Below are 19,961 nucleotides of genomic sequence, written 5' to 3'. Positions count from 1 at the left end.
TCCCATTCGTCTAGTGGCCTAGGACACCGCCCTTTCACGGCGGTAACAGGGGTTCGAACCCCCTATGGGACGCCATTCCTTTCTAAGACTTTATCCCCCACTTTATTTTCCAAATTGTTGAACTCAAAGCAGTCATTTTCCCGAATCTGCATTAAACTACTTCATTAATAGTTATCCATATGTGGTTTTTTGTAATACGACCGTTGTACTTTTCGTACTAACCATCAGGATGGATGTGTCGGCTAACACAGCGGAAGTGATCTGGTCATGAAAATTTTCCGTGCCATTGTCTTAATAACGCTCGGGTTACTTACAAGCCTTTGTGCTCAGGCAGAAGGCGTTGTAGTTAATTCTGGCATTACTGAGATGTCCGTCAGCAGGCAGTTTATGTTGTCTGTATTTGCGATGCGTACTCAGCGCTGGCCGGATGGTACGCCGGTTCAGGTTTTTGTGTTGCCGGATGATCATCCCCACCATATTCAATTCGTAAAATCCTCTCTGCATATATATCCGTATCAGCTACGCAATATTTGGGACCGAGCCGTATTTTCCGGTTCAGGCCACTCCCCGCATGTTGTTCAGACTGAGCAGGAAATGCTGGAACGCTTACGCATTGTAAAAGGAGCGGTGGGTTATACCTCAAAGGATTTGGAGGATGAGCAAGGTGTTAAACAGCTCGAAATTTACTAAGTACCTCGCGGTTGCAGGAATTGGATTGATGCCATACACGGTATCAGCATCCGGTGCGCCTGAAGAATGGGAAATCAATGGATTTGTGACCCAAGGGTATTTCCACTCGGACCACAATAATGTGTTTGGTCAGAGTGAAGACGGCAGTGCAGATTTCCGCGAACTGGCGCTAAATACCGCCTGGCAGGCTCGGGGGGATCTGTTCTTTGCCGGCCAGTTGATGTCTCGTCGTGCAGGTAAAGTGCAAGATGGAAGTCCACGCATTGATTATGCGCTTTTGGACTACCGTTTTGATGAAGGCACGCGTGGCAGAAGTGGTATCCGCATTGGACGAATTAAGAACCCGTTCGGGTTTTATAATGAAACCCGTGATGTCGCGTTTACCCGGCCGGGTATTTTATTGGCTCAAGCAGTGTATTTCGATAATGCCCGGGACCTGCAGTTGTCGTCAGATGGTATTTCTTTGTATGGCACCCGTAACTTTACGGATGGTTGGGTAGACGTGGATCTGCTGTTGGGCAAGCCCAATACCGAAACTTCTGTAGAGTATGCGTATCTGAGTCAAGACTGGCCCGGAGCCTTAGATGACGGCAAAGGCTTTATGTGGCGAACAGTCTATAATACTAACGATCAGCGTTGGCGCCTTGGCTTGACCATGGGACGCTTTAATCTGGAGTTCAATGCAGATGAGCCAAGTTTGGCGACATTGCCGCTGTTAACTCAGATGATTGCCCCCCGCGATGGCCATATCGATATCGACGCTTATCTTTTGTCGTTGCAATACAATCTGGAACATTGGAGCCTGACTGCTGAGTTTTCTAGACAGAAAGTAAATTGGGGAACGTTGAACGGTATATTTGCGACTGACCCGGAAAACCGGTTTGAATCAGGCTATTTGCAGGCAGAGTATAGGGTAAATCCTCGCTGGAGCCTGATGATACGTTATGAAGAGTTATATCTTGATATAGATGATAGGGATGGAACTGAGGCGGAAGCTCGTTTGGGGAAACCAGCACATACGCAATATGCCAAAGATTTGATTTTTGGCATCGGCTGGCAGCCTTCCAGTCAGTGGCTATTGCGTGCTGAATGGCACCATGTGCGGGGTACTGGGTGGTTACCTGAACAAGATAATCCTGATCAGAATATGCTCCAAAGGGATTGGAATCTCTATGCCTTGCAGGCGACTTATAGGTTCTGAATGGAATGAGCAACCCGATAAATACCAAACCGGAACAGACCAAAAGGTTCATCAGTTTACGCTGGAAAACCTTCATGATGTTGGTGCTGGTGCTTTTTGTAGTCCACTGTAGCTACTCTTTTATTGCGTTTTCCCAGCAAGAGCAGCAGTTTCAGATGGAGCGGGACCGGTTGAATGACCGTGACTTGGCTGTTCTGGAAGGTTTAGTCTCTTCTTCCTACCAGCGGCTACTGGAGCTGGGCGAAATTCTGTCGCTGATGGCGATAGACCAGTATGCGGGTGACGGCGATCCTTTAGTCGCACTCAGTCAGACTATCAATTTGAACTTCGACCGTTTTTCTCTGAACGGTTCTCTTGATTCGATCTATCTCTACGATGGTCAAGCGCGCTTGGTTGAAGGGCGTGGTATGACGATCGCTTTGCCTAAGTCTGTTATTGAGACGGTGATTGCCACTGAAAAACCTGTCCGCAATCTGTATTGCTCAATTGATTGTTTACGTTATGTTGCTCTGCCGATTCAGTTCCGTGGCGACAATATGGGGGTCATGGTTGTTGGTCGTACATTGATTGACGTAGTGCTTTCATTTAACCGTCAGCGTGGCCGTGATATTGGTTTGGCATTCCGTATGCCTCCCGCCAGCAGTGAATTGCCTGAATGGGGGTTGAGCTTTAAGTACCTGACGCAAAAAGGCCTAAATATTCAGGTGTTGCAAGCGTTGGTTGCGCAGTACCCCTATTCATCCCGTGGTGGGGTATATCAGGTTGATTACAACGCTCGTACCTATGAAGTGGTCTTAAAAGTCCCTGAAGGGATCGCAAACGATGTGGCGTTTTGGGTGTTGGTAGAAGATTTGACCCAGGACAAACACGCGATGTATCGCAAGTTTTTCTCCAGCCTAGCTTTAGCGGCAGCGGGTTTGCTGGTGGCTGCGGTACTGCAACTATCGGTTTTACGTGGGCCGATGAATTACCTATCGCGTATTGCCAGACTGTTACCGAAACTTGCGGAAAGCTCCTATGACGAAGTGAAGGATGAATTGCAGGAGGCTCCAAGACGTAACGGCCGCTATCTGGATGAATTGGATGTGCTCAGGGATAGTACGCTGGGTTTGACCACGCAGCTGGAGTGTCTTGAGGTTTCAATTCTGGAGCGGACACAGAAGTTACAGGATCGCTCTGATGCGCTTGAGCGCGAGCGTGATTTTGTGAACAACCTGCTGAACACGGCGCAGGCGATTATTCTGACTCAGGATGAACAGGGTTTTGTTATGACCCTCAATAGTTGTGGTCAGAATCTACTGGGCATCGGAGAGGATCAGTTTGGTGAGGTAAAATTTAGCGAGCTGGGTCACACTGAGCAAAGTTGGCGTGAACATCAGCAGCAGTTAGAACGTATTGAAAATGGCTATAGTGCGCAGGCTCAGGGCGAAACACAAATTATGGATCGCTACTCAGAGCGACGTGATATTGCCTGGATGCACTCTCGCTTGAACAGCGTATCTGACGATGCCCCCGCGATGCTGACGGTGGGTATTGATATCACTGAACGCAAGTTTGCAGAACGCCAGCTCTACTGGCTAGCGAACCATGATGTCTTAACCTCCTTACCTAATCGTCTGCTCTTTAAAAATCAGCTGGAAGACAGTATTCGTGCGGCCAGCAGAAAGCAGCGACCGATTGCCGTACTGTTTTGTGATATCGATGGCTTTAAAGATGTAAATGATGCCATGGGGCATGGGGTCGGCGATGAATTGTTGAATCAAGCGGCGAAGCGTCTTAATAACCTGACGGGTGAGCACGATATGCTTTCTCGTATGGGAAGTGATGAATTTGTCATCGTCAAAACGGATCTGCCCGATGTTAATCAGGTTGAGTCCTATGCACAGCCAATTTTGCAGGCATTTCGTGAACCGTTCTATATTGATGGTTTCGAGATCTACACCACGCTTAGTGTTGGTATCAGTACTTATCCCGATCATGGGGATGACTTTGCGACCCTGACTAAGAATGCTGATGTGGCGTTGTTCCATGCAAAAGATGGTGGCAAAAACTGTTGTTGTGTCTTTAACCAGGTCTTAGGCACACAGCGTGATGAACGTTTTTCTCTGGTTAATGACTTGCATAAAGCATTGGATCGGGATGAGCTGCATTTGCACTATCAGCCTCAGGTGGACAGTGTATCGGGCAAGTTGGTGGGTGTTGAAGCATTGCTGCGCTGGCAGCATCCTGTGGCGGGTATGATTTCACCGGCGCGATTTATCCCGTTGGCAGAAGAGCAGGGTTTGATTGTTGAGATCGGTGAGTGGGTATTGCGTCAGGCATGCTCTCAGATGAAGCACTGGCAGTCTCAGGGACTTAGTGATGTGCGTGTTGGGGTCAACCTGGCAGGCCAGCAGATGATGCATGAGCACTTGCTCAATACAGTTGATAGCGCATTGGAAGATAGCGGCTTGGACCCGCACTATCTTGATCTTGAGGTGACCGAGAACTTTTTGATCAAGCAGCCGGAGCTGCTGGTACCTAAACTGTTTAAGCTTCGAGAAAAAGGGATATCCATTTCAATGGATGACTTTGGGACGGGGTTCTCATCACTGAGTTATCTGAAAAAGCTGCCGGTTGATACGCTTAAAATTGACCAGAGCTTTATCCGTGATATTGGTACAGATAAAGACGATGAGTCGATTGTTCGTGCGATTATCGTGTTGTGTCATAGCTTGGGCATTCAGGTGCTGGCAGAAGGGGTTGAAACCAAACCGCAACTTGAATTCCTGCAAGATCACGAATGCTCTTTGATTCAGGGGTATTACTATAGCAAGCCGCTGCCGCCAAAAGAGTTGCTCACGTTTGCGTTGGCGCGCCAGCAGGGTGAAGTGATTGCTTAAACGCCGTCAGGCTTGCAGGCTAGGGTGTGCCCAAATGTGTTTAGCCGTGTAAGCGGCTGATACTTTTGATAGGTTCGTCGTAATATTTTGAGCTGCTTCTGCTTCTGCTTCTGCTTGGAATACTGTTCTTCGCATAATGAATACAATCGCCAGCCAAGACCTGCTGGCGATGTTATATCTAAATGATCATTGGGCTTAGTTTAATTCAAAGACACTTGAACGTGCTTTAAGGTAATCAAACTCCTCGCCGTTTTCTTCCGCTTCAAAACTCATCTCGTCAAGACGCTGAAATTTTTCGATCTCATCGTCTGGCATGTTGTGCAGGCAGCTTCCGCCAAAGTACCACAACAAATCGCGGGCTATCAGGTGGACCAGATCCGGATACATGCGAAAGGCACGGTCCAGCAGGTCTTGCCCATGTTCACGTACTTCACCGGCACCGGATTCAAAATCTTCGATCAGTTGCTTCAGGTTTGCGATGAACTCTGCATCATCTTTGGTGAGTTCTTCTCGTGTAAACGGATCGCTCTTGATGAAGTTGTTATAGGCAATTTTCAGAAAATTCAGGTGGTGAATCTGATAGGGGGTCATGCGTTTCTCCGTCTGTCGATCAGTCCCATTTTATAACCAGTGGACGCTGGCAGCTATAGCCGTTGTTGCGATATGGGCCGGGATATTGTTGAAGTCCTGAAATTCTCGTTCAAGTGAGAGTTTTTGGTACGGGTTTTTCCTCAAATTGCGGCTGGGGCGCTATAATATGCGCCTGCCGCTGGTCGTGGGCTGACAGCGAGAGTAGAGACTGAGTCGGATACTGCAATAGAGTGTTGCAGCCGTTGAATCGTCCGCTAACCGCCCACACTATGCTGACACCAGCCAATCGGGAAGTATCAATGACCACAGCGTTATCTATAAACAATCTGCGTAAAGTATATGACAACGGCTTTGAAGCGTTGAAAGGGATCTCATTGCAGGTTGAAGAGGGTGATTTCTTTGCTCTGCTCGGCCCTAATGGAGCCGGCAAATCCACCACACTGGGAATCGTTTCCTCATTGGTGAATAAAACCGAAGGTTCTGTCTCCGTGTTTGGCCATGACATGGAGCGTGAACTGTCTAAGGCAAAGAAATGTCTGGGTGTGGTGCCGCAGGAGTTCAACTTCAACATGTTTGAGAAGGTGATCGATATTATCGTCACTCAGGCAGGTTACTACGGTATTCCACTCAACGAAGCACGGGAACGAGCAGAATTCTATCTGCGCAAGCTGGGTTTATGGGAAAAACGTAATGAACGTGCTCGTATGCTTTCAGGTGGCATGAAACGCCGTCTGATGATTGCGCGTGCGCTGATCCATAATCCTCGCTTGCTGATTCTCGATGAGCCGACTGCGGGGGTTGATATTGAGTTACGCCGTTCGATGTGGGAGTTTCTGCAGGAAATTAATGCTGCTGGGACAACTATTATCCTCACCACGCATTACCTGGAAGAAGCTGAAAGTCTGTGTCGTAACATCGCTATTATCGACCACGGAACGATTGTGCAAGACACCAGTATGCGAGAGCTGCTTCTGCAGCTGAATACCGAAACCTTCATCTTGGATGTGAATCCACCACTGCAAAGCAAGCCGCGACTCAACGGTTATACCTGCGAATTACTGGACGACCACACGCTGGAGGTGGAGGTGGAACGCGAGCAGGGGCTGAATGCCATCTTCCAGGCGCTGGAAACACAAGGTATACAGGTTTCCAGCATGCGAAACAAAGCGAACCGGCTGGAAGAGTTGTTTGTCTCTTTAGTTGATAAAAATCTGGCGCAGGAAAAAGCATGACCTCTAGAGAACTGTTTGTCGCTTTCAGTACGATCGTTACCAAAGAGATCCGACGTTTTACCCGTATATGGGGGCAAACGTTGCTGCCGCCAGCGATCACTATGACCCTGTACTTCATCATCTTCGGTAACCTGATTGGTTCTCGTATTGGTGAAATGGGGGGCTTTAACTACATGGAGTATATTGTTCCCGGACTGATCATGATGTCAGTGATCACCAACTCCTACGGTAACGTGGTGTCCTCGTTTTACAGCACCAAGTTTCAACGTAACATTGAAGAGCTGTTGGTATCCCCGATACCCTATTGGGTCATCCTGAGTGGTTACGTGTTGGGCGGGGTTTCGCGTGGTCTGGCGGTGGGCTTTATTGTCACAATGCTGTCGTTGTTTTTCACCGATTTGCAGATTCATAATATCGGTATAACAGTGAGTATTGTATTCCTGACGGCGGTGCTGTTTGCTCTGGGTGGATTTATCAACGCGGTGTTTGCCAACTCGTTTGATGATATTTCCATTGTTCCTACGTTTATCCTGACACCACTGACCTATCTCGGTGGGGTGTTCTATTCCATCTCGCTGTTACCGGATTTCTGGCAGGGCGTTTCGATGTTGAACCCGATCCTCTACATGGTGAATACCTTCAGATACGGTATTCTGGGGGTTAGTGATATCAACATCCTGTTTGCCTACGGCATGATTTTACTGTTTATCGTGGTACTGTTTAGCGTATCACTACACCTGCTGAAAAGCGGAAAAGGTATTAGAAGTTAATGAAACAAGATGAGTTACTGAACAGTTCTCCGCTGGGTCAGGATACCCAGTATGTGAATAGCTATGATGCGTCGTTGCTGTTTCCGATCCAGCGTGACCTGAAGTGGAAAGAACGTCATATCGAGCGCGCCGAACTGCCGTTCAAAGGCGTGGATATCTGGAACGCCTATGAAGTCTCCTGGCTGAATACGAAAGGTAAGCCTAATGTACGTCTGGCTGAGTTCCGTATTCCAGCTGATTCCAAAAATATCGTCGAGTCCAAATCATTCAAGCTGTATCTGAACTCTTTCAATCTGAGCCGCTTTGAAACTGAAGCTGAAGTGGTTGCGCGGATGGAGAAGGATCTGAGTCAGGCAGCAGAAGGGCAGGTGCAGGTGATTCTGTATCACCCGGATAAAGCGCCTGCCTTTGGCCAGTTCACCGGCTTCTGTCTGGACAATCAGGATGTAGAAATCGATAGCTACAGTCCGAATGCAGAGTTGCTGAGTAGCGACCATGAGGTGGTGGAAGAGGTTCTTTATAGTCACCTGCTGAAATCCAACTGTCCAGTCACCGGTCAGCCGGACTGGGCGACTATCGGTATCAGTTACAAAGGCCTGGAGATTGATCGGGAAGGTTTGCTGAAGTACCTGATCTCCTATCGTGAGCACGGTGATTTTCACGAGCAATGTGTTGAGAATATTTTTATGGATATCTGGCAGCAGTGTCAGCCAGAAAGCCTCAGCGTATACGCTCGCTATGTTCGTCGTGGCGGTCTGGATATCAATCCGTTCCGTAGCACGGATCTGGATGATATTGATAACCTGCGTCTAAGCCGACAATAATAAAAAACTTTACAGTGGAGTTTTATCGCCCCATGGATGCTCTCGAATTACTGCACAACCGCGTTTCCTGTCCTTTACTGCTGGAGCCTGCTCCGACGGCTTCACAGATGGATAATATGTTCAAAGCGGCCATGCGTGCGCCGGATCATGCCGCCCTGAGACCATGGCGTTTTATGGTCGTAGAAGGTGATCAGCGTGCGGCGCTTGGGGATATCTATCTAAAAGCTTCGCTGCAAGATGATGCTGAGCTGAGTGAGGCTAAGCAGAAGAAACTGCGGAATGCGCCACTGCGTGCGCCTGTTGTTGTGGTGGTCGTTGCTCATAAGACAGAACACCCTAAAGTGCCAGTTAGTGAACAGCTGATTACGGTGGGCTGTGCTACCCACGCCATGCTGTATGCCGCGCATGCGCAAGGCGTCGGCGCGATGTGGCGCACGGGAGCGATGGCGTACCATCCGACAGTGATGGACGAGCTTGGATTGGCTGATAACGAAGAGATTGTGGGTTTTTTGTATTTGGGAACCCCCAAAGTAGTGCGTCAGGCTCCACAGGTAGACGTGGAATCTTATGTAACACGCTGGGAGGTATCATGAGTCAATACCAGCAAACCGCTGACGAATTTCTGAGTTGGCTGAAAGGTCAGATTCCGCTGATTAATCATATGGGTTTTAAGCCACTGAACTACGATGGTCAAAGCCTCGAAATGGGGGCGGAACTGGAACCCAACGTCAATGACAAAGGGACTGGCTTTGGGGGATCACTTGCGACGGTTGCGACCCTCTGCGGTTGGAGTTTGGTGACGCTGCATCTGCGTGAAATGGGGCGCGATGATGATGTTGTGATTCGGGACAGTCATCTGGAATACCTATTGCCGGTCACGGATGATTTTGTTGCACGTACGGCGTTGCCGGATGAAGAAACCGTTACGGGTTTTGATGCGCGTATGAAAGAGAAAGGTCGTGCCCGTATGGATCTTGTGATTGAGATTTGTCAGGGGGATCAGGTTGCGATGCGTCTTTCCGGGAGTTATACCGCGCTAGAGAAACGACGGGGATAGTTGTAACTCTATTGATAGCAAAAAGCCGCTAGTAAGCGGCTTTTTTGTGTCCGGTATCGGCTTTCTGTTCGGTTCGGTAAGCTTTTACAATGATGACCGGTGATTTAGGTACGTCACGGTACATTCCTTTGGACATGGTCGGTAGCCGACTGATCTTCATCACAATATCCATTCCGTTGACGACTTTGCCGAATACTGCATAACCCGGCCCGCGTGCGCCTGGATTCAAAAAGGTGTTGTTCACGGTATTGATAAAAAACTGTGCAGTGGCACTGTTTGGATGTTGGGTGCGAGCCATGGCAATCGTACCTGGCAGGTTTTTCAGACCATTGCTGGACTCGTTTTCAATCGCCGCTTTAGTTGTCTTCTTGTTCATCGCTTCGGTGAACCCGCCACCCTGAATCATAAAGCCTGCGATGACGCGGTGAAAAACGGTACCGTTATAAAAGCCTTCATCGACGTAACTCAGGAAATTGGCGACTGTTTTAGGGGCTTTGTCTCCATCCAGCTCCAACTCGATTATTCCCTGATTGGTTTCCAGTGTAACCAGCGTTGGGGCGGCCTGTAACAAACCGGAAAAAGTAAGCAGAAGCGCGCAGCAGAGGCTGTAAAGAGTGCGGGTGGTCATCAGTATCTCCTGAATTATGACAAATTATGATCTAAGCTGATTTGAGTTAGCCAACGCCATCAGTATGTTCGCAAGGCATTTAGGTTAGCTGCTCGCCGCTGATATTCCCAGTGGTTATTGAACTGTACTTTTTTGGTCGTAAAGATTCGGCAAGGTATGCCGTTAACCATCATAGTTTGTAGTGCAGAGAATGGCATAAAAGAGGGGATGACCTTATGCCACAAGTTCCTTTTGAGTTTGTTGCACTCGATCATGTAGTACTGCGTGTGCAAGACATGGACAGCGCGTTGCATTTCTACTCGGAGATTTTAGGCTGTTCCGAAGAGCGTCGTGTTCCCGCCATTGGATTGGTGCAGCTCCGTGCCGGAAGCTCACTGATCGACCTTCTTCCATCTGACAGCCCAGATCTGCGTTCGCAGAATATGGACCATTTTTGCCTGAGAATCACACCCTTTGATCCAGCTCGTATCAAAAAATACCTTCATGCGTATGCTGAAGGGGAGATTGAATTGCGGTATGGAGCACAAGGGATGGGACGCTCACTCTACATTTCAGATCCCGATGGCAACATCGTAGAACTGAAGGAAGAGCTATCGGCATGAGAAAAGAATGTACCACCTATAACTATTATTAAAAATGGACTACAGGACCTGATGTAGTCGGAGTGCAAGCATGGGTAAGTTAACCTTAAGAAACAAGATTCTCTTATTAACGTTGGCGCCGTTGTTGGTGATTATCGTTGTGGTGATGTTGGTCACGCGAATGCAGCTTCAGGATTTGGGTATGCGGGAAATTGAGCAAACCCGCACGCAAATGCTGGAGAGTAAACAAGCTGCGTTGAAAGAGTATATGGATCTTGCCGTTAGCTCGGTTGAGGAAATCTATAATCAGGCGGGTGCAGATGATGCAGCTGCACAGCAAAAAGCGTTGTCTATATTGCGCAGTCTGGCCTACGGAGAAAACAAGGACGGTTATGTCTTCGTGTATGGCTATGATGGCACCGCATTAGCGATGCGTGCCAAAACATCGTTAGAGGGTAAAAACCTCATTCATCTGAAAGATAAAAACGGTGTTGCGATCATCTCTGATCTGATTCAGGTTGCGAAACAGGGTGGTGGCTTCGTTTCGTATATCTGGGAAAAACCCTCTAAAAAGATGGCGGTGGATAAGCTGTCTTATGCTGTCGGTTTGCCAAAATGGAACTGGATGCTGGGGACCGGCTTCTACATCGATGACATTGAAGACCGTTTAGTCATGATGGAGCAGCAGGTGGATGAAGAGATTCAAACTACATTGCTGTTTATTGTGGGTATCGGTGGTGTGATGGTCGTGTTGTTTGGTTTTGTGGCATCGATCTTTGCGACGAGTCTTACCCGCCCTCTGAACCAGGTGTGTGATGCGTTGCAGGATATGAGCAAAGGCGATGGAGATCTGACACAGCGGTTAGATGTGAATGCACAGGGAGAAGTTGGCCGTCTGGCTGAGGGATTTAACGGATTTCTCGATAAGATTCATACGCTGGTGGGGGATGTTAAACAGGCGGTTGATGAGCTGTCTACGGCGTCTACCCGGATGTCTGCGGTGGTTGCCAGTACACAGCGTGGTGTCAGTGATCAGCGGGGTGAAACTGAGCAAGTTGCGGCAGCGATTCATCAGATGGCGACTGCGGTTCAGCAGGTCGCACAAAGCGCGGGTCAGGCTGCCAGCTCGGCGACAGAAGCGGATGGTGCCGCTAATGAAGGTCTGAGCATCGTGTCATCGACCATTGAGTCTATTGGTGATCTGGCTGATGGCGTGAATACCTCGGCTGATGTGATTGAGCAACTACACAGTGATGCGGATCAGATTGGTACGGTGGTCAATGTGATCAAAGATATTGCTGATCAGACGAACCTATTGGCACTGAATGCGGCCATTGAAGCGGCCCGTGCCGGTGAGCAGGGGCGTGGTTTCTCGGTTGTTGCGGATGAAGTTCGCTCCTTAGCCAACCGTACTCAGCAGAGTACGGAAGAGATCCAGACGATGATCGAAAAATTGCAGGTGGGTGCGCGTCAGGCGGTTAGCGTAATGACAACCAGCCGTGATAGCACCGGGGAAACCATCCGTCGCGCGCAAAGTGCCAGCGAATCACTGGCATCGATTACGACGTCGGTTGGTACGATCAGCGAGATGAATACCCATATTGCATCAGCTGCGGATCAGCAAACTGGCGTTGCGGATGAAGTGAGCCGTAGCATTCATCACATTGCCGATATCGCAGAGAAATCGAATGGTGACGCAGATCAGCTTGCGGTGACCAGTCGTGAACTCAGCTCTATCGAGCAACGATTGCTTGGGCTGGTTCAGCAGTTCCGTATCTGATCTGATCTGCTGTTTAATGTGTGGCCGGTATCTGCATCACCAAACGTTCAGGTGGTAAGCAGATCCGGTCGCTACAGGCCTGCAGCTGGAACATCAGGCGGGGCGGCAGTAAACCCTCCTGAGTGGTTTGTCGTCCACCTATCTCAAACTCTCCTGAATATACCCCTATCGCATTCTGACTGAACTGGACACTGAGGGCCGTGCTGTCCGGGTAGCGGATCTGATCAATACCAGTACCGGATACTTGCGCGCCAATTAAACGCTTGTCGCCCGGAATTTCTGCGTTGATATGCCAGCCATCGCGCAATCGAACCTTTAATACAAAACCATCTTCTTTGGCGATAAGTTCTGCACGCAAAGCTCCGTTGGCTGCATACTGGATGGTACTCAGCTCACTGTTAAGCTGCTGACTGTATTGGCTGAGCAGATAACTAAAGCTCGCAGGGTATTGTTCAATACGGCTACTAATATGTTGTAGCAGCTGGTTCGCACGATCCTGATACCGGCTGTCCCCGGTACGTTGGTTCAGCTCTTTCAGCAGAGCATATCCCAGGGCGGTTGCCGATGGGGTTGCCCCATCATCCAGTGACCGCCCTCTGAGCGGGGTCAGTGCATCGGCGGCGCTAAGAAAGAAGCCGCCTTGATCATTGTCCCAAAAGCGCTCAATCATTTGATCAGTAATCTGTTGACCGCGGGTCAGCCAGATCGGGTCAAGGCTGGTGTCATAGAGGGCGAGCATCGCACGGCCAAGGGCAGCGTAATCTTCCTGTGTGCCGGTGACACCGGGTTGGCCGTCTCGCAAATCTCGCCAGATGACGCCCTGAGAATCCCGATGGTGCTGCCAGAGATATTCTCCGCTTTGCCACGCAGCGGCGAGATAACGAGGATTACGCAGCTGATAGCCCGCTAACGCCAGTGATCGCAACATCATGGCATTCCATGAAGTAATGATTTTGTCATCCAGCGACGGGTGCTCGCGCTGTTTTCGTACCTGATAGAGTTGCTCTCGAAATTGGTCTACCCGAGTGAGAAGGTCGTTGTAGGGGAGTTTGTGTGCGTCTGCGAACTCGGGTAATGAGGTCTCCAGGTGTAAGATGTTTTCTCCTTCAAAATTACCGGCGGCACTGATACCAAACAGGTGTTGAGCCAGGGCGCGGTCATCGGTATCCAGTGCCTGATTAAACTCTGATACCGACCAGATAAAGAAACGTCCCTCTTCCCCTTCGCTATCGGCATCGGTCGCTGAGTAAAACCCACCGTTGTCTGCATGCATTTCTCTCAGTACATACTCCAGTGTGTGTTCCAGTGTCCGTCTGTGCAAAGGGTTGTTGGTCAGTTGCCACGCCCGCAGATAGACCTCCGAGAGAAGCGCCTGGTTGTAGAGCATTTTTTCAAAATGAGGCGTTAACCATTCAGGGTCGGTGGCATAGCGGTGAAAGCCGCCCCCAACCTGATCATAGATACCGCCTTGTTGCATCGCATCGAGGGTATGGATAACAGTACCAAGCAGGCTCTCGTCCCGTTGCTGTTGGGCTTGTTCGAGAATCAGTAGCAGGACCGTTTCCTGAGGGAATTTTGGCGCATCTGAAAACCCACCGTTGAACTCATCGTATTGATTCAAAAAGTGATCCAGTGCTTTTTGCACACTGATCTGGGTGGGTAGTCCTTCACCTTTGCGCGGAGCCATTGTGGCTTCGATGGTGGTATGGATACGTTCGGCCTGATTAACGATTTTGCTCTTATCTGATTGCCATGCCTGAGATACTTCACTGATCAGCCTTTGAAATTGCTCAGGCGGAAAGTAGGTGGCCGCAAAAAAAGGTTTACCATCGGGGATTAGAAAGGCGTTCAGGGGCCAGCCACCATGTCCGCTGATCAGTTGTGCTGCGGTCATAAAAATATCATCAAGGTCGGGTCGCTGTTCTCGGTCGACTTTAATGCTGATGAAGTGTTGATTGAGAAACTGGGCGATCGCCAGATTTTCAAAGCTTTCCCGCTCCATAACGTGACACCAGTGACAGGTAGAGTAACCAACCGAGATGAAGATAGGTTTGTTCTCTGTTTTAGCCCGCTTGAGTGCCTCTTCTCCCCACGCATACCAATTCACCGGATTATGGGCGTGTTGCAGAAGGTAGGGGGAGGATTCCAGAATCAATCGGTTGGTAAACACCGGTTGCTGATCTTTGGTCAGATGATGTGTTCGGGGCTGATAGCTGTCCCCTTTATCCCGCAGAGCCTGTAGCAACTGATACTGTAACCCCTGTTCAATTGGCAGGGCATACGTGTTCATGGGGGAAACCTCACTGTCTGCAGACGCCATCGTTGTAACACTCAGGGTGAAGATCAGCACAAGCACCATCGTCTGTATCCGTGGGGCATAGCGGTGCTTGCTGTGGCGTGAAAGTCCGTTTATAGCCATGAGGGCTCCTGACACGAGTTATTACGGATGGCGGTTGCAGCATTTTCCGTTCAATTGAACCGGAGGACAGGGCATCGTTGCATAAGAGCAGTAAATACAGCAATCCCCGGCTTTGGGGCGGATCAATGTCTGGCAGCCTGGGCATTACCAAAACCAGATGCAGGCATTCATTGGCATCTCTTCATGCTGCTTGTAGCCACAAGTTGGACAACAGATTTCGGTCAGAGTGTCGACAACGGGTGCAGTCATCAATACACGTCAGGATTTTTTCAGCGTGAAGTAATCCAACCACTGTTTACGCACTAGCAACGGCAGATAATGGCGTAGATCCAGATTCATCTGGCTCAGCTGGCCCATCGTGTAACCTTTGAGAATCGCGCCGAGCAGCTGCGCCATAGGTTCAGACAAGGTTTCAACAACAACAGGGTGTTTGCCATGCTCATGCTGCTGGTGGATACATAGCCATTCTTCGCCACCTTCATCACTCAGATGCTCCATCTTACCCTGTTGATGGGCCATCCAGATGCTGAATAGCGGCCATCGACTGTACATCAGACGGATGCTGGGACAGGCGTGAAAGCAGATTTGTGGTTGCTCCTCTGGCGATACAGTATCGAGTTGTGCCGTATCCAGTACGTATTCGTCGTCTGAACCCTCGGAGTCATGCATCAACCATTCAAGCCTCGCCAGTTCCGGCAAGACGGCCAGTTTGTCTAGCTCGGGGTGTGACATATAGTGCCTGAGCAGGAGCTGACCGAAGCGGTCTCCAAAAAGCTTGGGTGGTGTGATAGCTGCGTAGTGAGTGAGGTAATGCTCAGCGAGCAAGTGAAAGTAGGCATCCCCAACCAGTTCGTGCACCATTGGATAAAGTGCAATCAAGTTGGCTTCAGGGCTGGTATCTGAAGCGTTATGAGAAGAGTGATGATCCATAATCAGGCCCCTTATTTGAGTTGGCCGACCATGATTCCGTTCTGGCGGATTTCAGATCTCCCGATGTAAATGGCACACCGTACTGCTGTCTCTGTCTATAGTTGAAAGCATAGACGGGCTATGGTGACTTGCAATGTGTTACTTAGGGCGAAAGAATGGACATATTGCCGTAGCCCACGGACTGTCATGCATGCAGGCAATAATGGCGTGTTAATACAGGAATGGCACCACCGGCAGCTGGCATTAAGCTGGTAGCAGTGACGGAAAGGAGAATCAGGATGTCCATGCAGTGGGATCGTTTACTCACTTCACAGCGGTACGGCCACCAAGCGCTTTCTGCGCAGGAATTAGGCCGCAGCCATTTCCACAAAGATCATGACCGCATCGTTTTTTCCAGTGCGTTCCGCCGTTTGGGGCGTAAAACCCAGGTTCATCCGCTCGCGTCTAACGATCATATACACACCCGATTAACTCATTCGATTGAAGTGGGCAGTGTCGGGCGTAGTTTGGGTATTCGGGTTGGTGAGCTGCTACATAATGATTTGCCCGACTGGATCACCCCCCATGACATTGGCGTCATTGTGCAGGCTGCGTGTCTGGCACATGATATTGGAAATCCACCGTTTGGCCATGCCGGTGAATATGCGATTCGTGACTGGTTCAGGCGTGACAGCAACCAGTTTTTGCTGGCTTCACTGAGTGAGCGGGAGCGACTGGATCTGCAAACCTTTGAGGGCAACGCTCAAGGATTTCGGGTCGTGACGCGCATCGAAAATCACCTGTTTGATGGCGGCCTGCGCCTTACCTTCCCAACACTTGGCACCTTGTTAAAATATCCGTGGGGCGTGGAAAATGCCTGTAAACGGGGAAAATTCAGTAGTTTCCAAATGGAGCTGGAGATCCTCAACAAGCTGGCGAAAGAGCTGGGGCTGGTCAAGCTGGATGACAACCTCTGGTGTCGACATCCTCTGGCCTATCTGATGGAGGCCGCCGACGATATTTGCTATGCCATTCTTGATCTGGAGGATGCAATCGAGCTGAATATTCTCAGCTTTGAACAGATCAAACCCATCTTGCTGGAGATGTGCGGTGATCTGGCCTTTGATGCGGAAATCTTCAATACCGAAGCATCAGCACGACGTAAGATTTCGGCCCTGCGCGGTATGGCGATGGAAAACATGATCGATTCTTCCGTCGACGCTTTTATCCAGCATTACCCGAAAATCATGGCAGGCGAATATAAAGGTGAGCTGGTGTCTGATGGTGACCCCGGCGTTTGTAGCGGTATCCATAAGGCGAAGACACTGGCGCGTGAACGCGTGTTCCCGGACACCCGAAAGACGGAACTGGAAGTGGGGGCGTACCGGACATTGGGGGCTTTGCTCGATGCATTCTGTCATGCGGTTTACGACAATCATCAGAATAAGGGTAAAAACCTCAGCTATGAAACAGAGAAAATTCTTAGTCTGATGGGCATTCATGCGCCAGCCCATGATAAACCGCTTTATCATTCATACATGCGAGCACTCGATTTCATTGGCGGAATGACCGACAATTACGCATCCTATCTGGCCCGACAAATTGGTGGTCTGGCCTGATCAGTTCAATACAGTATTTCACCGGGAGTGTCTGATGTCCTCATTACGCGATCAGCTGCAGGGGCTGGTTTATTCCACTGAACACGGGGCGATGTGTCCTGAATGCAGCAAACCGCAGGATGCCTGTATCTGTGATTCGCTGGCTGATCAGCAGCGGATAGAAGGATTAGATGGCATCGTACGTATTCGTCGTGAAACCTCAGGACGCAAAGGCAAGGGTGTGACGACGATTACCGGTGTACCACTGACAGCGGATGAATTGAAATCACTGAGTAAAAAGCTAAAGAAAGTCTGTGGTACGGGTGGTGCGCTGAAAGACGGTGTGATCGAGATACAGGGTGATCATCGGGACAAGCTGAAGACGGTGCTTGAGAAAGAAGGTTTCAAAGTTAAGTTGGCAGGCGGTTAAGCTGTGAGTAGTAAGACGCAGAAAAAGCCCAAGAAGATCTGCCGCTTTTGTATGATGATGCGCTTTGGTCTGGTTTTTCTGGCGGTTGTAGCGGTGTTTGTGCTGAATGGCTTGAACAATTTTCTCGGCTAATCAATACGTTGATTTATCGAGTGTTTTCAGAAGGCACCCTGCAGGGTGCCTTTTACTTTCCGTCGATAGGGCTTAGAGTCAGTACTATCAGGAAGAAAAAGGATGAACCCACGTAAAGAGCAACGGCATGCTTCCGGTTTCATCTGACAAGCTGTTTTAGTGCCTCCTTGCTCTATAAGCAGGATAGTTTCTTTTATCACCTCCCATTAGCGCTCTAGGGATAGAACGCTAAAAGGACATGACATTATGCGTATCTTTGTCACGCTGTTAATTCTCGCACTCCTTTCACCTACCGTGGTTGCCCGTATCTATCACTATGAGACCGAAGATGGACATAAGGTCTATGTCGACAATCTCAGTCGTGTTCCGCAGCAATATCGTGATCAGTTGGATATCCGCGAGGAACCTGAACGTTCTGACGTCGAAGAGTCTGAGCTCCAACTGCAAAGCCTCTACCGTGAAAGTCGTGATGACCTGTCTTCATATCGCCAGCGTTTATCGGAACAGTTAGAACAGCTGGAAATGCCGGTTATGATCAGAAATAACCTTGTTGTAGCACCGGTCAAGCTGGTCTACAGCGGCCGATCGGTGAAGTTGAACCTAGTGATGGATACTGGTGCGTCGGCCACAGTGCTCTATAAGCACGCACTTAAGCCACTGCGGGCTCGGTATAAACGTGCCGGGGTTGCACAGGTGGCGGATGGCCGATTTGTGCCAACAGAGATGCTTAAGGTGGACCGTGTGGTGATAGGGCCCTACGAAACGAAAGGTGTTCGCACCCTAGTGCTGGATAATCCCAGCGGTGCAGGCGGTGCGGCAGGATTGCTGGGGAATGATTTTCTGCTCAAAGCGCAGTATGAAATTGATCATAATCGTCGGCTGATCATTTGGGAGCCGAATAACTACAGGCTGATTAAGGCACGCATTTCAGAGATTGAAGCGCAGATGGAGCAGTTACGGGAGCAGATTAAACGCAATTGAGAATCTGGGTGGGAAAAAGGCTCCCATGCCTGTGCAGGGGAGCCCGAAGTATTCAGCTGAAGGAGGTGCTGAAATCAGAGCTGCTGTTCAGCCAGACGCAGATCCAGCGTGGCTTTCAGCAGTTTGTAGAGACGAATCGACGCATCGATCTCATCTTTACGGTTAGTCAGGGATTCGATGTTCAGGCCCAGCGGTAGGCCCAGGTCGATAACCGCATCAAGAATCTGTTCCAGATTACTACGACAGGTACGGATCGACTCCATCAATGGATTCGCAGAATCCAGAATACGCCAGCGGGTGCCTTCCGGTACGGAGATACCCAGCCACTCCATAAATTCCAATGTCTTAGCGCCGCCACACGGGGTGAATGTCAGGATGATCCGTTTTGGCTGTTCACCACGGATGCGACACTCACGGGCATAGCTGGTCAGCATGTCGATGGTGGCCTGAGAGTTGTATACCGCCTGAGAGACGAAGAACTCACAACCCTTGTTGGACTTATCCAGCAGGCGCAGGTGTTCATCACCTTTCTTAGCGTGACGCTCCGCGATGGTCACACCGCCCAGCTGATAATCCAGCGGATGATCACCCACTGCATCATAGGCATCGTTCAGGGACAGTTTGATTTCGCCATCGTTGGATGGACTACCCACCATCACCATGTCGCGAACGCCATAGTCATTCCAGGCGTCATCCAGCCAGTTGTTGAAATCGTCACGATCTCTCTGAGACACACTTTTGTAGGTGATGACTGGGTGTTCAGCGATTTCACGTACCAGCTTAGAATACATTCGTGGATCTAAGGTGCGCATAAACGGGAACGGGCGCGGTACATCGGTACGGCTGCTCTCATCCTGAATGTCATACACAATCAGGCCGTCATAGTCGATCTGACCCAGACGGGCCAGCAACTTAGTCGCGATCTCGTTTGCCTGCTCCGGAGACGTGCCATCCTTAGGAGGGCATGTACCGATCAGGTAAACACCACGACTTGGGTCTGCAAACTTAGCTCTTAGATCCTGTTTCATTTTTATGCTGCTACTTTGTCTTTTTTAAGTACGGACTATTCTAACAATTAATCATTTTCATGTGATTAGGTTATAAGATGAAAGTTTTGATAATAAAGTTGAGTGAATTTAATGTGGCTTGAGTGAAATAGAATCACTACAGTGGGAAGTCATCAAACGCAGTAGACTATACGTGATCGACCACGGTAAGAAGTACAGCCAAAAAGTAGAACTGCAGCACTGTTTTGT

At 49.5% G+C, this 19,961-nt stretch carries 19 protein-coding genes and 1 pseudogene; 14 read left to right on the top strand and 6 right to left on the bottom strand.

What is annotated here, in order from left to right:
- The first annotated feature begins 267 nt into the window (after positions 1–267).
- From IOQ59_RS12325 to IOQ59_RS12315, 3 genes are read left to right on the top strand one after another with little or no spacing between them, the layout of a single operon-like run.
- Positions 268–690 (top strand): hypothetical protein, encoded by a 423-nt coding sequence (locus tag IOQ59_RS12325; protein WP_193953680.1) that lies wholly within the window; start codon positions 268–270, stop codon positions 688–690.
- A complete protein-coding gene (locus IOQ59_RS12320; protein WP_193953679.1) occupies positions 656–1,891 on the top strand; it encodes a TonB-dependent receptor in 1,236 nt (411 codons plus the stop codon). Before IOQ59_RS12325 ends, IOQ59_RS12320 begins: the two co-directional genes overlap by 35 nt.
- Positions 1,892–1,896: 5 nt before the next feature.
- Positions 1,897–4,773, top strand: coding sequence for a bifunctional diguanylate cyclase/phosphodiesterase (locus IOQ59_RS12315; RefSeq protein ID WP_193953678.1), 2,877 nt, complete (start codon positions 1,897–1,899; stop codon positions 4,771–4,773).
- Between the two features lie 195 nt (positions 4,774–4,968).
- Here IOQ59_RS12315 and IOQ59_RS12310 read toward each other — a convergent pair whose 3' ends face one another.
- Positions 4,969–5,364, bottom strand: a complete 396-nt coding sequence (locus IOQ59_RS12310; protein ID WP_193953677.1) for a PA2817 family protein — start codon at positions 5,362–5,364, stop codon at positions 4,969–4,971.
- Positions 5,365–5,663: 299 nt separating this feature from the next.
- Between IOQ59_RS12310 and IOQ59_RS12305 the strand changes: the two genes are divergently transcribed.
- The 5 genes from IOQ59_RS12305 to IOQ59_RS12285 are packed head-to-tail and all read left to right on the top strand — an operon-like array spanning position 5,664 to position 9,247.
- Positions 5,664–6,596 carry an ABC transporter ATP-binding protein gene (locus tag IOQ59_RS12305; protein WP_193953676.1) on the top strand — a complete coding sequence of 311 codons (933 nt, stop codon included), beginning with the start codon at positions 5,664–5,666 and terminating at the stop codon, positions 6,594–6,596.
- Positions 6,593–7,366 (top strand): ABC transporter permease, encoded by a 774-nt coding sequence (locus tag IOQ59_RS12300; protein WP_193953675.1) that lies wholly within the window; start codon positions 6,593–6,595, stop codon positions 7,364–7,366. Before IOQ59_RS12305 ends, IOQ59_RS12300 begins: the two co-directional genes overlap by 4 nt.
- Positions 7,366–8,190 carry an NADPH-dependent 7-cyano-7-deazaguanine reductase QueF gene (gene queF / locus IOQ59_RS12295; RefSeq protein WP_193953674.1) on the top strand — a complete coding sequence of 275 codons (825 nt, stop codon included), beginning with the start codon at positions 7,366–7,368 and terminating at the stop codon, positions 8,188–8,190. The genes IOQ59_RS12300 and queF overlap by 1 nt, the downstream gene beginning before the upstream one ends.
- Before the next feature lie 32 nt (positions 8,191–8,222).
- Positions 8,223–8,783, top strand: a complete 561-nt coding sequence (locus tag IOQ59_RS12290) for an NAD(P)H nitroreductase (protein WP_193953673.1) — start codon at positions 8,223–8,225, stop codon at positions 8,781–8,783.
- Positions 8,780–9,247, top strand: a complete 468-nt coding sequence (locus IOQ59_RS12285; RefSeq protein ID WP_193953672.1) for a YiiD C-terminal domain-containing protein — start codon at positions 8,780–8,782, stop codon at positions 9,245–9,247. The genes IOQ59_RS12290 and IOQ59_RS12285 overlap by 4 nt, the downstream gene beginning before the upstream one ends.
- A gap of 28 nt (positions 9,248–9,275) precedes the next feature.
- Here the strand turns inward: IOQ59_RS12285 and IOQ59_RS12280 are convergent, their stop codons facing one another.
- Positions 9,276–9,875: a peptidylprolyl isomerase gene (locus IOQ59_RS12280; protein ID WP_193953671.1), complete on the bottom strand. Its 600-nt coding sequence runs from the start codon at positions 9,873–9,875 to the stop codon at positions 9,276–9,278.
- A 215-nt stretch (positions 9,876–10,090) separates the two neighbouring features.
- Here IOQ59_RS12280 and IOQ59_RS12275 point away from each other — a divergent pair, with 215 nt between their 5' ends.
- Complete coding sequence (locus tag IOQ59_RS12275) at positions 10,091–10,477, top strand: VOC family protein (protein ID WP_193953670.1); 387 nt, start codon at positions 10,091–10,093, stop codon at positions 10,475–10,477.
- 70 nt (positions 10,478–10,547) lie between these two features.
- Positions 10,548–12,236, top strand: coding sequence for a methyl-accepting chemotaxis protein (locus tag IOQ59_RS12270; RefSeq protein WP_193953669.1), 1,689 nt, complete (start codon positions 10,548–10,550; stop codon positions 12,234–12,236).
- Positions 12,237–12,249: 13 nt separating this feature from the next.
- Here IOQ59_RS12270 and IOQ59_RS12265 read toward each other — a convergent pair whose 3' ends face one another.
- The 3 genes and pseudogenes from IOQ59_RS12265 to IOQ59_RS12260 form a co-directional block, all read right to left on the bottom strand.
- Positions 12,250–14,655, bottom strand: coding sequence for a thioredoxin domain-containing protein (locus IOQ59_RS12265; RefSeq protein WP_193953668.1), 2,406 nt, complete (start codon positions 14,653–14,655; stop codon positions 12,250–12,252).
- A 21-nt stretch (positions 14,656–14,676) separates the two neighbouring features.
- A pseudogene (locus IOQ59_RS21455) lies at positions 14,677–14,787 on the bottom strand (GDCCVxC domain-containing (seleno)protein); the annotation flags it as partial.
- A 126-nt stretch (positions 14,788–14,913) separates the two neighbouring features.
- The gene (locus tag IOQ59_RS12260) at positions 14,914–15,585 is read right to left on the bottom strand and encodes a hypothetical protein (protein WP_193953667.1); all 672 of its coding nucleotides are present in this window, start codon (positions 15,583–15,585) and stop codon (positions 14,914–14,916) included.
- A 278-nt stretch (positions 15,586–15,863) separates the two neighbouring features.
- Here IOQ59_RS12260 and IOQ59_RS12255 point away from each other — a divergent pair, with 278 nt between their 5' ends.
- The 4 genes from IOQ59_RS12255 to IOQ59_RS12245 all read left to right on the top strand — a co-directional run bounded on the left by IOQ59_RS12255 (position 15,864) and on the right by IOQ59_RS12245 (position 18,705).
- Positions 15,864–17,183, top strand: a complete 1,320-nt coding sequence (locus IOQ59_RS12255; RefSeq protein WP_193953666.1) for a deoxyguanosinetriphosphate triphosphohydrolase — start codon at positions 15,864–15,866, stop codon at positions 17,181–17,183.
- 34 nt (positions 17,184–17,217) lie between these two features.
- Positions 17,218–17,592, top strand: coding sequence for a translation initiation factor Sui1 (locus IOQ59_RS12250; protein WP_193953665.1), 375 nt, complete (start codon positions 17,218–17,220; stop codon positions 17,590–17,592).
- Between the two features lie 3 nt (positions 17,593–17,595).
- The gene (locus IOQ59_RS21375) at positions 17,596–17,724 is read left to right on the top strand and encodes a hypothetical protein (RefSeq protein WP_255512546.1); all 129 of its coding nucleotides are present in this window, start codon (positions 17,596–17,598) and stop codon (positions 17,722–17,724) included.
- A gap of 246 nt (positions 17,725–17,970) precedes the next feature.
- A complete protein-coding gene (locus IOQ59_RS12245) occupies positions 17,971–18,705 on the top strand; it encodes an aspartyl protease family protein (RefSeq protein ID WP_193953664.1) in 735 nt (244 codons plus the stop codon).
- Positions 18,706–18,779: 74 nt separating this feature from the next.
- Here IOQ59_RS12245 and IOQ59_RS12240 read toward each other — a convergent pair whose 3' ends face one another.
- On the bottom strand, positions 18,780–19,733 hold the full coding sequence (locus IOQ59_RS12240; protein WP_193953663.1) for a hypothetical protein: 954 nt from the start codon (positions 19,731–19,733) through the stop codon (positions 18,780–18,782).
- Positions 19,734–19,961: the final 228 nt, after the last annotated feature.

This window comes from Pontibacterium sinense, from assembly GCF_015209595.1.
GTDB lineage: Bacteria > Pseudomonadota > Gammaproteobacteria > Pseudomonadales > Balneatricaceae > Pontibacterium > Pontibacterium sinense.
The sequence above is the reverse complement of the archived record's forward strand: the minus strand, read 5'-3'. Positions and strand labels throughout refer to the sequence as shown.